This is a genomic window from Mitsuaria sp. MSU3D, from assembly GCF_056867975.1.
The window spans coordinates 5,057,270-5,069,655 of sequence record NZ_CP200314.1 but is presented as its reverse complement, the minus strand read 5'-3'; the positions used below and the strand labels follow the sequence as shown (position 1 = coordinate 5,069,655).

The following is a 12,386-nucleotide window of genomic DNA, read 5'->3' as shown; positions in this document are numbered from 1 at the left end:
TCAGTGGCGCGTGGCGAGCGCCAGCTGGACCTGCTCCTGCCAAGGCAGCATGTGCACGATGCCATTGAGCTGGATCGCCGATTCGATCGGCGCGAGCACCTCGCCCTCACCATTCAGGAACTGCATGTTGGTCACGAGCGCCATCGGATCGACCATCGACACCACCCCGTAAGGCATGCGCACCCAGTCCCACGCCACACCGGCTGCACCGAATTCAGATTCGCCGCTCCACAGGGTTTGCCCCATGGCCGGGTGATCCTCGTCTCCCGTCACCAACACGCGCGTGCTCAAATGCGCGAACTGTAAGCGGGGCAAACGCTGGACATCACACAATATTCGTGGCCACGCGTACACAATCCAAGCTGGTGTCATTGTCAGAATTGTTTGGTTTGGCTATTGCGGATCGGCGGTTGCTGCTTCTCCCCTTGACCAGAAGTGTGGTCACGAAGCGGTCGGCTCGCCAGCTGTAAACCCTGTCAGGGGCGTGAATGCGTCACGTGACCTATGCGGCCCGATGGGGCGCGTGGCGGATCACAGACAGGCGAGCAGGTCCGCCACAGCGACCGAAGAGGCCCACTAGGCCGGCCACGGGCCGGAGCGATCAATGCTGCAAGGCGGTTATCAATCAGTCCTGGAAGCGCGCTCACGCGAAGAGTTCCGCAGTGAGGTGATCCGCTTCGCGCATAAGCTGGACTTCCAGACGGTGTCGGCCATCACGGTCGTCGATCACACGCTGGCCGAGACCGAGTTCATCACCATCGACAACTGCCCCGTGGGCTACGCCGAAGTGATGCACGCACCGGAGTTCGGCCGCCGCGATCCGGTGATGCAGCATTGCAAGCGCAACAGCATGCCGATCGTCTGGGACCGTCAGACCTACGCCCGTCACGGCGCGAGCGACATCTGGGAATCGCAGGCGCAATTCGGCTACAGCACCGGCATCTGCCTGGCGCTGCATCTGCCCGAGGGGCGGCATTTCGTGCTCGGCGTCGATCGCGATCAGCCATTGCCCAGCGACTCGGGCCAGTTGACGCGCATGGTCGCGGATCTTCAGCTGTTCGCCGTGCACGCGGTGGACACCGCGCTGCGCGTGCTGCTGCCGGAAGAGAAGGTCATCGAATCGCCCCGGCTCACGCCGCGCGAACTCGAGTGCCTGCATTGGACGATGGAAGGCAAGACCGCCTGGGAAGTCGGCGCGATCCTCAGCATCACCGAGCGGACGGCCGTGTTGCACATCAACAATGCGATGCACAAGCTGGCCTGCTCGAACAAGCACCAGGCGGTGCTCAAGGCCCTGCGGCTGGGCCTGATTCGCTGATGCTGCCTTCGGCGCCAGCTTGTAAACACTGTAAGAGCTGACAGTTATGCGGGCGTCCGCACGCTGCTTCAATCCGTTCCGTGCTCAACACATTCCTGGGCACGTCACCGAATCTGGAGCCTCTCATGCAAGCCCAACCCCAAAACATCGCCGTCAACACGCAAGTCGAAGAAGGTCTGGTCGAGTTGGACCTGCAGTCCCTGGTGCATGTCGGCGGTGGCGCTCCGAAGGGCACGTGGCTGGTGGGGCAGACTGTCCTCGTCGATGTGTCCGCCGCGGAAGTCGAACCCGCACCCAAGGGCACTTGGTAAACCCTCCATGTTTCGCGAACCGTCAGGTTCGCAACAAGGCGTAGCAAATCGTGGTGGCGCTGTTCCGCGCCGAGGCGCAGGCCTCGCAACAGCAGGCCTGGCTGGGTTCGGTGCAATTGCATCGACCGACCACGTTGAAGTGGCTGAGCATTCTGGCGCTGGGCGGTGTGATCGCAGTCGGTGCCTTCCTGTTCAGTACCGAATACACCCGCAAGGCCCGCGTCAACGGCTTGCTGGTGCCCGAGCGGGGCGTGATGCGGCTGAGCGTGCCGCAAAGCGCCACCGTCATGGCACGACCCGTCCAGGACGGGCAGCAAGTCCGCGAAGGTGACGTGCTGTTCGTGCTGTCGCTCGACAGCGCCAACCCGACTGGCGATGGCCTGTCGCGGACCTTGAAGGATCGTGAGCAATCGCTGGGTGCCGCGCAGGCGCAGCAGCGGGAACTTGCGCAGAGTCAGGCGGCGTCGCTGAAGGCGCGGGTCGCCACGCTCGCATCCACACTGCAGCAGGCAGACGCCGAGCTGCAGCTGCATGCCCAGCGCGAAGCACTGGCGCAGCAGAGTCTGGGACGGCTCGAATCGCTGGCGAAGGACCAGTTCGTTTCGAGTGCCCAGGTCCAGACCAAGCGGGAGGAGTTGCTTGGCTTGCAGGCCCAACGGCAGGCGCTGGCGCGAGAGCGCGAGAACCTGCAGCGGGAGGCGTTGGGCTTGCAAGCTGAGCTTCAGTCGATTCCGTTGAAGGCGCAGGTCCAGCAAGGGGAACTCGCACGCGACATCGCCGCGCTGCAGGCGCAAGGCGTCGAAAACGAAGCGCGCCGACGACTGGTATTGCGTGCGCCCAGCGACGGTCAGATGAGCACCGTGCTCGCCGAGCCTGGCCAGGTCGTTCAGGCCGGCACGCAACTCGCCGCCCTGCTGCCAGCGCGCACGCAACTGCAGGCCCACCTCTACGCACCGTCCAGCGCCGTCGGCTTCCTGAGACCACATCAGGCGGTGCTGCTGCGCTACCAGGCGTTTCCGTATCAGAAGTTCGGCCAGCAGCAAGGCGAGGTGCTGCAGGTCTCGCGTACGCCGCTACAGGCAGCGGAACTCGCGCAACTCGGTCTGCCTGCCGCGATGGCGCAAGGCGAGCCGATGTATCGCATCACGGTGCAGCTCCAACGCCAGTCGGTCGAGGCCTACGGGCAGGACCAGACGCTCAGCCCCGGTATGCTTCTCGAAGCCGACGTGCTTCTCGAGCGGCGCCGTCTGATCGAATGGATCTTCGAACCGCTGTTGAGCCTCGTCCGCCGTGTCTGATGCCCCCTCTTCCGGCGCCCCTGTCGCGGGCGCCACGCCCGACGGCATCCTGTCGCGGCTGAACCTCGGCTGGCGCCGCCGCCGTCCCGTCATCCTGCAGACCGAGGCCGCCGAGTGTGGCCTCGCGTGCCTCGCGATGGTCGCCGGCGCGCATGGCCAGCGCTGGACGCTCGGCGAGCTGCGCGACCGTTTCGCGGTCTCCCTCAAGGGTCTGACCATGGCGGATCTGGTCCGCATGGGCGCGCAGCTGGGTCTCACCGCCCGCGCCCTGCGCGCCGAGCCGCAGACGCTGCACAAGCTGCAGACGCCCTGCATCCTGCACTGGGACTTCAACCACTTCGTCGTGCTGGAACGTGTCGACGGCGACCGTGCCGTCGTCCTCGATCCCGCGCATGGCGAGCGCAGGCTGATGCTCGCCGAGGTCTCCAAGCATTTCACCGGGGTCGCCCTCGAATTACGCCCGGGCATGGACTTCGCGCGCAAGGCGCCTGCGCCTGCGCCGAAGTGGCGCCAGTTGCTCGGTCACGTGACCGGCCTGAAACGCTCGATCGCGCAAGTCCTGGCCCTCGCCCTGGGGCTGGAGCTGCTCGGCCTCCTCGCGCCGTTCCTGCTGCAATGGACCGTCGACGGTGTCATCGTCAGCGCCGATCGCGACCTGCTCGTGACGCTGGGCATCGGCTTCGCGCTGCTGGTCCTGCTGCAAGTGGGTGTCGGGCTGCTGCGCTCGTGGGCGGTGATGATCCTGTCCGCATCGCTGAACCTGCAGTGGCTTTCCAACGTGTTCTCGCATCTGCTGCGGCTGCCGCTCGCCTGGTTCGAGAAGCGCCACCTGGGCGACATCTGGTCTCGGTTCTCCAGCGTGCAGGAGATCCAGAAGACGCTCACGGGCAGCTTCATCGAGGCCATCCTCGACGGTCTGATGGTGCTGCTGACGCTGGCGATGATGGTGCTTTACAGCGGTCGTCTGACGTCTGTCGCGCTGGCCGCAGTGGCCGGCTATGCGCTGCTGCGCTGGGCCTGTTTCCGACCGCTGCGCGACGCGCAGGAAGAAGCGTTGACCCACGAGGCGCGCCAGAACACGCATTTCCTCGAATCGCTGCGCGGCGCGCAGGCGATCAAGCTCTTCAATGCGCAGGCGGATCGCGGCGCGCGCTTCGCCAACCTGATCGTCGAGCAGATGAACGCGTCACTGACCGGCCGCAAGCTCGAACTCGGCATGACACAGGGCAACAAGCTGCTGTTCGGTCTGGAACGCGTGGTCATCGTCGCAATGGGCGCGATGCTGGTGCTGGACAACGCGCTGTCGGTGGGCATGCTGTTCGCTTTCCTCGCCTACAAGGACCAGTTCAGCCAGCGCATCGCCGGGCTGATCGACAAGGTGGTCGCGCTGAAGATGCTGCGGCTCCAAGGCGAGCGCCTGGCCGACATCGTGCTGACCGCACCCGAGGCGGAGTTCGAAGCACCCGGCCGCGCGGTGCCGCACGACGCGGCGCTGGAACTCGACGGCCTGCGCTTCCGCTACGCCGATGGTGAGCCGGAGGTCATCGCCGGCTGCTCTCTTCGCATCGAACCCGGGGAGTCGGTCGCGATCGTCGGGCCTTCGGGCTGCGGCAAGACGACGCTGATGAAACTGATGCTGGGCATCCATGCGCCGCAGCACGGTGAGATCCGCATCGGCGGCGTGGCGCTGACGCAGTTGGGCGCGAACGCCTGGCGCGAACGCATCGGCACGGTGATGCAGGACGACCAGCTTTTCGCCGGCAGCATTGCCGACAACATCAGCTTCTTCGACCTTGACGTCGATCCGGACTGGGTGCGCGAGTGCGCAAGGCTGGCCTGTGTGCTCGAGGACATCGAGGCCATGCCGATGCGCCTGCAGACGCTGATCGGCGACATGGGCTCAAGCCTGTCTGGCGGTCAGCGCCAGCGCATCCTGCTGGCGCGCGCGCTGTACAAGCGGCCGAGTTTCCTGTTCCTGGACGAGGCCACCAGCGCACTCGACGTCGAGCGCGAGCGGCTCGTCAACGCGAGCCTTCGCCAGCTGTCGCTGACGCGCATCGTCATCGCGCACCGCCCCGAAACGATCGCGGCGGCGCAGCGCGTCGTCAGCCTGCAGGGCGGACGGGTGGTGCAGGACCTCCGCTCGGTCCAGCACCGCTGAGCTGCGCCCCGCAGACGCCGTCTCTTCCGTTCAATCCGGCTTGATCTTCGCGCGGGCCACGACCTGCTTCCAGCGCTGCTGCTCCTGCGCGATGAATGCCGTGAACTGCGCGGGCGTGTTGCCCACAGCCTCGGCCGCGTCATGGCTCAGACGCTCCCGGGCCGACGCGGAACGGATCGCCTTCACCGATTCGACCGCCAGCTTGTCGACGTTGGCTTGCGCCAGGTTGGCCGGCGCGCACAGCCCGTACCACTGCGTCATCTCGAAGCCGGGGTAGCCCTGTTCCGCGACCGTCGGCACATCGGGCAGTTGCGGCAGGCGCTCCTTGGAGCCGGTCGCGATGCAACGCAGCTTGCCCGCCTTGATGAACTGCATGATGGCCGGCGCGCCCACGGAGGCCGCCTCGAGGCGCCCCGCGAGCAGGTCCGTCAACTGCGGGCCGGTACCTCGATACGGCACGTGCAGGATGAAGAGATCGGCGACCATCTTCAGGTATTCCATCGCCAGGTGCCCCGCACTACCGTTGCCCGCAGAACCGTAGCTGAACTTGCCCGGGTTCTTGCGCACGAGAGCCACCCACTCCTTCAGGTTGCGCGCCGGCACGTCGGGGTGGACGACGTAGAGGCTGGGCACCTTGGCCAGCAGCGTGATGGGCTTGAAGTCGCGGTTGGGGTCGTAGGGCAGCTTGTCGTAGATGTACGGGTTCACCGCCAGCGTGCCGATGTGGCCGAGGATCAGCGTGTGCTGATCTTCCGCGCGGGCAACCTCGCTCATCGCGATGTTGCCGCCGCCGCCGGGCTTGTTGTCGACGTAGACCGACTGCCCCAGCGTCTTGCTGAGTTCGGCGGCGGTTGCGCGGGCGACGATCTCGCTACTGCCACCCGGAGCGAAGGGCACGACGAAACGCACGTTCCGCGATGGCCAGGTCGATTGCGCAAAGGCAGGGAACGACGCGCCGAGGGCGGCACCCGCGGCGCCGAGCGCAGTGGACTGCAGGAGGAAGCGGCGGCGGTCCTCGTCGATGGGGATCATGCGGAGTCTCCGATAGGTTCTTCTGGAAAGTCCGACTCTACGCGGGGCCCGCTGTCAGCGTGCTTTCAGGGCCCTGGGCCGGGCGGCGGCCGCCCCACCCCGGAGAGAGGGGTCGACAGGACGCTCAAAAGGGTCGCGTCTCTTCTTCCATCCAGCCCAGCCAGCGCATCGCCTGTTCGCGGGAGTCGCCGCACATGTCTTCGGAAGGGGGCAAGGAACCGCACACCGCGGGCCGCTCCGGTTGGCCAAAGATCCTGCAGCGCAGCGCTTCATCGAGCTGGATGCAGCGCACCCCGGCCGGCTTGCCGTCAGGCATGCCGGGGATCGGACTGCTGATCGACGGCGCGATGCAGCAGGCGGCGCAGGAGGGGCGGCAATTCATGGGAGACAGATTGTCGCCGCCCGCCCGTGAATGGCGCCAACAAGGTCCTTGGCGATGCCCATGAGGCAGTGACTTATCCACAGCCCCGCGTAAAATCACGCCCTTCCCTCATCTGAACGCCAGCCGGCTTCCATCGCCTGATTTCGCGCCTTGGGCGCGTCGCGATGGCCTTGATCCATCTGATCGCCGATTTCGCTGGACGCCTTGCCATGCTTTATCCGAAAGAGTTCGACGTGATCGTGGTCGGTGGCGGCCATGCCGGTACCGAGGCCGCGCTGGCAGCCGCCCGCATGGGCGTCAGCACATTGCTGCTGACCCACAACATCGAGACGCTGGGGCAGATGAGCTGCAATCCGTCGATCGGCGGGATCGGCAAGGGCCATCTGGTCAAGGAAGTCGATGCGCTCGGCGGAGCGATGGCCGCGGCGACCGACGAGGGTGGCATCCAGTTCCGCATCCTGAACGGCTCCAAGGGTCCGGCCGTGCGCGCCACCCGCGCGCAGGCCGATCGCATTCTCTACAAGGCGGCCATCCGCCACCGGCTGGAAAACCAGCCCAACCTGATGCTGTTCCAGCAGGCCGTGGACGATCTGATGGTCGAGGGCGACCGCGTCGTCGGCGCCATCACGCAGTCGGGTCTGCGCTTCCGCGCCCGCGCCGTGGTGCTGACCGCAGGGACCTTCCTCGACGGGAAGATCCACATCGGTCTTGAGAACTATGCAGCCGGCCGCGCCGGCGATCCGCCGGCGGTATCGTTGTCGGGACGGCTCAAGGAGCTCAAGCTGCCTCAAGGCCGCCTCAAGACCGGCACCCCGCCGCGCCTGGATGGCCGCACCATCGATTTCTCGAAGTGCGCGGAGCAGCCAGGCGATCTGGACCCGGTGCCTGTGTTCAGCTTCATGGGGAACGCCGCGCAGCATCCTCGGCAGCTTCCCTGCTGGATCACGCATACCAACGAGCGCACCCACGAGATCATCCGGTCCGGCTTCGATCGCAGTCCGATGTTCACGGGCGTCATCGAAGGCGTCGGCCCGCGCTATTGCCCGTCCATCGAGGACAAGGTCAATCGTTTTGCCGACAAGAACTCGCACCAGATCTTCCTGGAGCCCGAGGGTCTGACGACCCACGAGTTCTATCCGAACGGCATCTCGACCTCCCTGCCCTTCGATATCCAGTTGGCCGCCGTCCGGTCGATCCCCGGCCTGGAGAACGCGCACATTCTTCGGCCCGGGTATGCGATCGAATACGACTACTTCGACCCGCGTGAACTGAAGTCCAGCTTCGAGACCCGCGCCATCGGGGGCCTGTTCTTCGCCGGTCAGATCAACGGCACGACCGGCTATGAAGAGGCGGCTGCCCAAGGGCTGTTCGCCGGCTTGAACGCGGCGCTTCATGTCCAGGGCAAGGACAACTGGCTCCCGAGCCGCGACCAGGCCTATCTGGGCGTGCTGGTCGACGACCTGATCACCAAGGGCGTCACCGAGCCCTACCGGATGTTCACGAGCCGTGCCGAGTTCCGCTTGCAGCTCCGAGAAGACAACGCCGACATGCGCCTCACCGAAGCTGGCCGCCAACTGGGGCTGGTCGACGATGCTCGCTGGGATGCCTTCAACCGGAAGCGCGATGCTGTTTCACGTGAAACAGAGAAGCTGAAATCGACCTGGGTGAATCCGAACATCCTTCCGGCAGCCGATGCCGAGCGGCTGGTGGGCAAGGCGCTGGAGCGTGAGTACAACCTCATCGACCTGCTGCGTCGACCGGGGGTCACATTCGACACCATCGCTGAGGTGGCATCCATCGCACGCCCTGGCGCTGACGTGACACGCGCTTCCCTTGCTGAATCGCTGGGAACCGATCTCGCCGCGGCGGTCATTGAGCAATTGGAAGTTGGCGTGAAGTACGCTGGCTACATCAGCAAGCAGCAGGAAGATGTTGCCCGTGCATCGAACTACGAGCACCTGAAGCTGCCCGACGACCTGGACTACAGCTTGGTCACCGCCCTCTCCTTCGAAGCTCGCCAAAAGCTGGGCAAACATCGTCCGGAGACGCTGGGCCAAGCATCGCGGATTTCCGGCATCACGCCAGCGGCGATCTCGCTCCTATTGATCCATCTCCGGAAGGGCCGCTTCAAGGGCTTCACCGATCACACCTTGGTCGACTCGACTGCCGCCTGATTCCTTCCTCATCCGCTCATCGATGACCGACCTCGACCGCCGTTCCCGCCTCGCCACCGCCGCTGAAACACTCGGGCTCGCCCTCACCGACGAGCAACTTGACCGGCTGATCGCTTATCTCGACCTGCTGTCGAAGTGGAACAAGGTCTACAACCTGACTGCCGTTCGCGATCCCCAGGCGATGCTGACTCAGCATCTGGTGGACAGCCTCAGCCTGATCCCGCCGCTGCGGCGGCATGCCGCCGGGGAACCGCTCCGGCTGATGGACGTGGGGAGCGGCGGCGGGCTGCCGGGCGTGGTCATCGCCATCTGCGACGCGACCTTCGATGTCACGTGCGTGGACACCGTCGGCAAGAAGGCTTTCTTCATCGCCCAAGTCGCTGCGGAGATTGGATTGCCCAATCTGCACGCTGAGCACTCTCGGGTAGAGCAACTGAAGACGGCGCCCTTCGACGTCATCACTTCGCGGGCGTTCGCCTCGCTCGCCGACTTTACCGAGTGGACCCGGATGCACTTGAAGCCGGGGGCTGTGTGGGCAGCGATGAAGGGTCAGCATCCCACTGAAGAGCTCGCGGAACTCGCTCAGCGTGCCCCGGACCTGTCGGTGTTTCACGTGGAACAGCTGAACGTTCCGGGTCTCGACGCTCAACGTTGCCTGCTGTGGATTCGTCCGATGGCCGCCATCGGTTAAGCTGCGCCCCTCTCCAGAGCCCTGCCCACCGACCATTCATGGCCAAGATTTTTTGCGTTGCGAACCAAAAAGGCGGCGTCGGCAAGACGACCACCACCGTGAATCTGGCTGCCGGACTCGCCAAGGTCGGGCAGCGCGTGCTGGTGGTCGATCTTGACCCCCAAGGTAACGCGACGATGGGCTCGGGCATCGACAAGCGAGCACTGTCGCTGACCGTCTATGACGTCCTGCTGGAGTCGGCCACCATTGCCGAGGCGAGGCAGCGGAGCGAGAAGGCCGGCTATGACGTGCTGGGCGCCAATCGTGAGCTGGCTGGTGCCGAGGTGGAGCTGGTAGAACTCGACCGCCGCGAGCAACGCTTGAAGACGGCATTGGCTGCCTCGGCACAGGATTACGACTTCATCCTGATCGACTGCCCTCCCTCGCTGTCCATGCTGACGCTGAACGGACTGTGCTCGGCGCATGGCGTCGTCGTCCCGATGCAGTGCGAGTACTTTGCGCTGGAGGGCCTCACCGACCTGGTCAACACGATCAAGCAGATCCACGCCAACCTGAATCCGGACCTGCAGATCATCGGCCTGCTGCGCGTCATGTTTGACCCGCGCATCACGCTGCAGCAGCAGGTCAGCGAACAGCTGAAGGCGCACTTCGGCGAGAAGGTGTTCGACACCGTCATCCCTCGCAACGTCCGCCTGGCCGAAGCCCCCAGCTATGGCCTGCCTGGCGTCGTTTTCGACGGAGGCTCCAAGGGGGCGCACGCCTTCATCGATTTCGCCAAGGAAATGGTGACTCGCGTCGGCGCGATGCGCTGAACGATGTCGGCCGAGCTGCACGCCCTCGCCCGCCGTGCGGAACTGGCCGGCTTGAACGCGGCGTCCTCGCCACGTGAAGCACACGTCGAGGGTTGGCTGCTGCGACTCTCCCCGGGCAAGGCCAAGCGCTCGCGATGCGTGAATGCGCTCGCGGGGGGCACCCTTCCCCTCGACGACCTGCTGCGCCGCTGCCGCGCCAGCTTCGAGCAGGCGGGACTGCCGCTGATCCTTCGGCTCACCCCATTCAGCCAACCCGCCGATCTTGACGATCAACTCGCCGCCAAGGGGTGGATCCGGTTTGATCCCGCCGACGTGATGGTGCTGCCATCATTGGACGCCTTCGCTGACGCGTACGGGTTGATGTCGCTGTCGCCCGTCGAGTACGCCGCATTGATCGGCGCACTGCGCGGCTCCAGTGCCGAAGAGATCGACGGCCATGCGCGTCGCCTTGAGCAGGCCAGCGTCCCGCATCAAGCCTTCAAGATGGAGCACGACGGCGTGCTGCTCGCCTGTGGTCAAGTGGCCATCGATCCGGGTCCCGACGGAGCGCCGGCAGGCGGAATGGCGGGGCTGTTCGACATCTTCACGCCCGAGGACCAACGCGGTCGCGGTCATGGCCTCCGGCTCTGCGCGGCCCTCCTGGCCGAGGCGCGCCGCCAGGGCGCCCTGAGCGCGTATCTGCAGGTGGGAGCCGACAACGCGGCCGCGCAGCGGCTGTACGACCGCCTGGGCTTCCTACAGGCCTATCGCTACCACTACCGCAGCGACGACCCTCGCGCCTGGGCGTGAGCGCCTAGTCGCGCGGCTGCCAGACCTTCAACAGCGTGTGGCGGGTGAAGCCCGGCACGAAGTCGTGCACGTGGCTGATGCAGGCGTAGCCCAAGTGCTCGTACATCTCGGCGGTCTCGTCCAGCAGCGTCTCGATCAGCGCGTCGACGCACCCTCGTTTCAATGCCATTGCTTCGAGCTGGCGCAGGCAATCGCCGCCGATACCCTGCCCACGACGGTCCGCGTGGACCCACAGGTAGTTGACGTAGAGGCGCTGGAACTCGGTGCGCCCGGAGGCGCCGGCGATCAACTCCTCGACGTCATACAGCGCCACGGCGATGTCTTGCGCATCGCTGCCCTGCGCCTGTTGACGTCCGTAGCGGATGACGCCGTCGCGAAGCAGCTCGAGGTCGCGCTGGGTGACGGCGCCATCCCGGCGCCATTCCCAGCCAGCGCCCTTCGTCGATGCCATCAGATGTCGTTGACGTCCGGACCGGTCAGGCCCAGCGACTCGTCCACGCCCAGATGCACATTCATGCTCTGCACCGCGGCACCGCTGGCGCCCTTGCCCAGGTTGTCCAGACGGGCCATCACGAGGATCTGCTGCTCGCTGCCGAACACGAACAGGTCGACGTTGTTCGTGTCATTGCAGGCCTGCACATCGAAAAAGCCCACGGCCAGCGTGTCCGCATCGCGCAGCGGTTTCACGTGGATGAAGCGCTCGCCTTCGTAGTGGGCGGCCAGGGCGTCGCGGACCTGTTGCGGCGTCGTGCCGGCGCGAAGCTGGCTCAGGTGCAGCGGCGCGGTCACCGCCAGGCCCTTGTAGAAGTTGGAGACGATGGGCATGAACACCGGCGCCGTCTTCAAGCCGGTGTGAGCCATCATTTCCGGCAGATGCTTGTGGGCCAGGCCCAGCGCGTAAGGCCGCGGCGCGATCAGCTTCGGATTCCCGCCCGCCTCGTACTCCGCGATCATGGATTTGCCGCCTCCCGAGTAGCCGGTGATCGACGTCGCCGTGACCAGCGCGTCGGGCGACAGCAGGCCGGCATCGACCAGCGGGCGCACCGCCAGGATGAAGGCGCTGGCGTGGCAGCCCGGGTTGGCGATTCGCTTCGAATCGCGGATCGCGGCACGCTGGCCCTTTGCCAGTTCCGGAAGACCGAAGGCCCAGCCCGGCGCGGTACGGTGCGCGGTGCTGGCGTCAATCAGACAGGTCTTGGGATTACTGACCATGGCCGCGGCTTCCCGCGAGGCGGCGTCGGGCAAACAGAGGAAGGCGACATCGGCGGCATTCAGCAGTCGCGCGCGCTCGGCGCCATCCTTGCGCTTGTCGGCGTCGATGCGCAGCACCTCGATGTCGGCGCGCTGCGCCAGATATTCATTGATGCGCAGGCCGGTCGTGCCTTCCTGCCCGTCGACATACACCGCGTACTTCATCG

General features: G+C 65.7%; 13 protein-coding genes. 8 read left to right on the top strand and 5 right to left on the bottom strand.

The features are described from left to right. Complete coding sequence (locus tag AC1VNM_RS22245; protein ID WP_067280137.1) at window positions 1-246, bottom strand: hypothetical protein; 246 nt, start codon at window positions 244-246, stop codon at window positions 1-3. Window positions 247-604: 358 nt separating this feature from the next. On the opposite strand from AC1VNM_RS22245, the gene AC1VNM_RS22240 reads away from it, so the two are divergent. The 4 genes from AC1VNM_RS22240 (at window position 605) to AC1VNM_RS22225 (ending at window position 5,088) form a co-directional block, all read left to right on the top strand. Continuing rightward, on the top strand, window positions 605-1,318 hold the full coding sequence (locus tag AC1VNM_RS22240) for a helix-turn-helix transcriptional regulator (protein WP_377158805.1): 714 nt from the start codon (window positions 605-607) through the stop codon (window positions 1,316-1,318). Between the two features lie 125 nt (window positions 1,319-1,443). Further along, on the top strand, window positions 1,444-1,629 hold the full coding sequence (locus AC1VNM_RS22235) for a hypothetical protein (protein ID WP_377158806.1): 186 nt from the start codon (window positions 1,444-1,446) through the stop codon (window positions 1,627-1,629). A gap of 50 nt (window positions 1,630-1,679) precedes the next feature. Beyond that, window positions 1,680-2,927, top strand: coding sequence for an HlyD family secretion protein (locus AC1VNM_RS22230; RefSeq protein ID WP_483108326.1), 1,248 nt, complete (start codon window positions 1,680-1,682; stop codon window positions 2,925-2,927). Beyond that, complete coding sequence (locus AC1VNM_RS22225) at window positions 2,920-5,088, top strand: peptidase domain-containing ABC transporter (RefSeq protein WP_483108325.1); 2,169 nt, start codon at window positions 2,920-2,922, stop codon at window positions 5,086-5,088. Before AC1VNM_RS22230 ends, AC1VNM_RS22225 begins: the two co-directional genes overlap by 8 nt. Window positions 5,089-5,118: 30 nt before the next feature. On the opposite strand, the gene AC1VNM_RS22220 is transcribed toward AC1VNM_RS22225, so the two are convergent. Together AC1VNM_RS22220 and AC1VNM_RS22215 are read right to left on the bottom strand one after the other, a co-directional pair. Next, window positions 5,119-6,120: a Bug family tripartite tricarboxylate transporter substrate binding protein gene (locus tag AC1VNM_RS22220; RefSeq protein ID WP_377158812.1), complete on the bottom strand. Its 1,002-nt coding sequence runs from the start codon at window positions 6,118-6,120 to the stop codon at window positions 5,119-5,121. Between the two features lie 124 nt (window positions 6,121-6,244). Further along, on the bottom strand, window positions 6,245-6,502 hold the full coding sequence (locus AC1VNM_RS22215) for a YkgJ family cysteine cluster protein (RefSeq protein WP_483108324.1): 258 nt from the start codon (window positions 6,500-6,502) through the stop codon (window positions 6,245-6,247). Between the two features lie 209 nt (window positions 6,503-6,711). Here AC1VNM_RS22215 and mnmG point away from each other — a divergent pair, with 209 nt between their 5' ends. The 4 genes from mnmG to AC1VNM_RS22195 are packed head-to-tail and all read left to right on the top strand — an operon-like array spanning window position 6,712 to window position 10,968. Beyond that, the gene (gene mnmG / locus AC1VNM_RS22210) at window positions 6,712-8,676 is read left to right on the top strand and encodes a tRNA uridine-5-carboxymethylaminomethyl(34) synthesis enzyme MnmG (RefSeq protein WP_483109317.1); all 1,965 of its coding nucleotides are present in this window, start codon (window positions 6,712-6,714) and stop codon (window positions 8,674-8,676) included. A gap of 22 nt (window positions 8,677-8,698) precedes the next feature. Then, window positions 8,699-9,367 carry a 16S rRNA (guanine(527)-N(7))-methyltransferase RsmG gene (gene rsmG / locus AC1VNM_RS22205; RefSeq protein ID WP_483108323.1) on the top strand — a complete coding sequence of 223 codons (669 nt, stop codon included), beginning with the start codon at window positions 8,699-8,701 and terminating at the stop codon, window positions 9,365-9,367. Between the two features lie 38 nt (window positions 9,368-9,405). Then, complete coding sequence (locus tag AC1VNM_RS22200) at window positions 9,406-10,179, top strand: ParA family protein (RefSeq protein ID WP_483108322.1); 774 nt, start codon at window positions 9,406-9,408, stop codon at window positions 10,177-10,179. Between the two features lie 3 nt (window positions 10,180-10,182). After that, window positions 10,183-10,968, top strand: a complete 786-nt coding sequence (locus tag AC1VNM_RS22195; protein WP_483108321.1) for a GNAT family N-acetyltransferase — start codon at window positions 10,183-10,185, stop codon at window positions 10,966-10,968. A gap of 4 nt (window positions 10,969-10,972) precedes the next feature. Here AC1VNM_RS22195 and AC1VNM_RS22190 read toward each other — a convergent pair whose 3' ends face one another. Both AC1VNM_RS22190 and argC read right to left on the bottom strand, forming a co-directional pair. Beyond that, window positions 10,973-11,419: a GNAT family N-acetyltransferase gene (locus AC1VNM_RS22190; RefSeq protein ID WP_483108320.1), complete on the bottom strand. Its 447-nt coding sequence runs from the start codon at window positions 11,417-11,419 to the stop codon at window positions 10,973-10,975. Continuing rightward, complete coding sequence (gene argC / locus AC1VNM_RS22185) at window positions 11,419-12,384, bottom strand: N-acetyl-gamma-glutamyl-phosphate reductase (RefSeq protein WP_483108319.1); 966 nt, start codon at window positions 12,382-12,384, stop codon at window positions 11,419-11,421. Before argC ends, AC1VNM_RS22190 begins: the two co-directional genes overlap by 1 nt. Window positions 12,385-12,386 lie beyond the last annotated feature (2 nt).

Excerpts from the sequence above, each read along its gene's own strand:
- AC1VNM_RS22245 (WP_067280137.1), bottom strand. The coding sequence starts at position 246 with ATGGGGCAAACCCTGTGGAGCGGCGAATCTGAATTCGGTGCAGCCGGT.
- AC1VNM_RS22240 (WP_377158805.1), top strand. The coding sequence starts at position 605 with ATGCTGCAAGGCGGTTATCAATCAGTCCTGGAAGCGCGCTCACGCGAA.
- AC1VNM_RS22235 (WP_377158806.1), top strand. The coding sequence starts at position 1,444 with ATGCAAGCCCAACCCCAAAACATCGCCGTCAACACGCAAGTCGAAGAA.
- AC1VNM_RS22220 (WP_377158812.1), bottom strand. The coding sequence starts at position 6,120 with ATGATCCCCATCGACGAGGACCGCCGCCGCTTCCTCCTGCAGTCCACT.
- AC1VNM_RS22215 (WP_483108324.1), bottom strand. The coding sequence starts at position 6,502 with ATGAATTGCCGCCCCTCCTGCGCCGCCTGCTGCATCGCGCCGTCGATC.
- mnmG (WP_483109317.1), top strand. The coding sequence starts at position 6,712 with ATGCTTTATCCGAAAGAGTTCGACGTGATCGTGGTCGGTGGCGGCCAT.
- rsmG (WP_483108323.1), top strand. The coding sequence starts at position 8,699 with ATGACCGACCTCGACCGCCGTTCCCGCCTCGCCACCGCCGCTGAAACA.
- AC1VNM_RS22200 (WP_483108322.1), top strand. The coding sequence starts at position 9,406 with ATGGCCAAGATTTTTTGCGTTGCGAACCAAAAAGGCGGCGTCGGCAAG.
- AC1VNM_RS22195 (WP_483108321.1), top strand. The coding sequence starts at position 10,183 with ATGTCGGCCGAGCTGCACGCCCTCGCCCGCCGTGCGGAACTGGCCGGC.
- AC1VNM_RS22190 (WP_483108320.1), bottom strand. The coding sequence starts at position 11,419 with ATGGCATCGACGAAGGGCGCTGGCTGGGAATGGCGCCGGGATGGCGCC.
- argC (WP_483108319.1), bottom strand. The coding sequence starts at position 12,384 with ATGAAGTACGCGGTGTATGTCGACGGGCAGGAAGGCACGACCGGCCTG.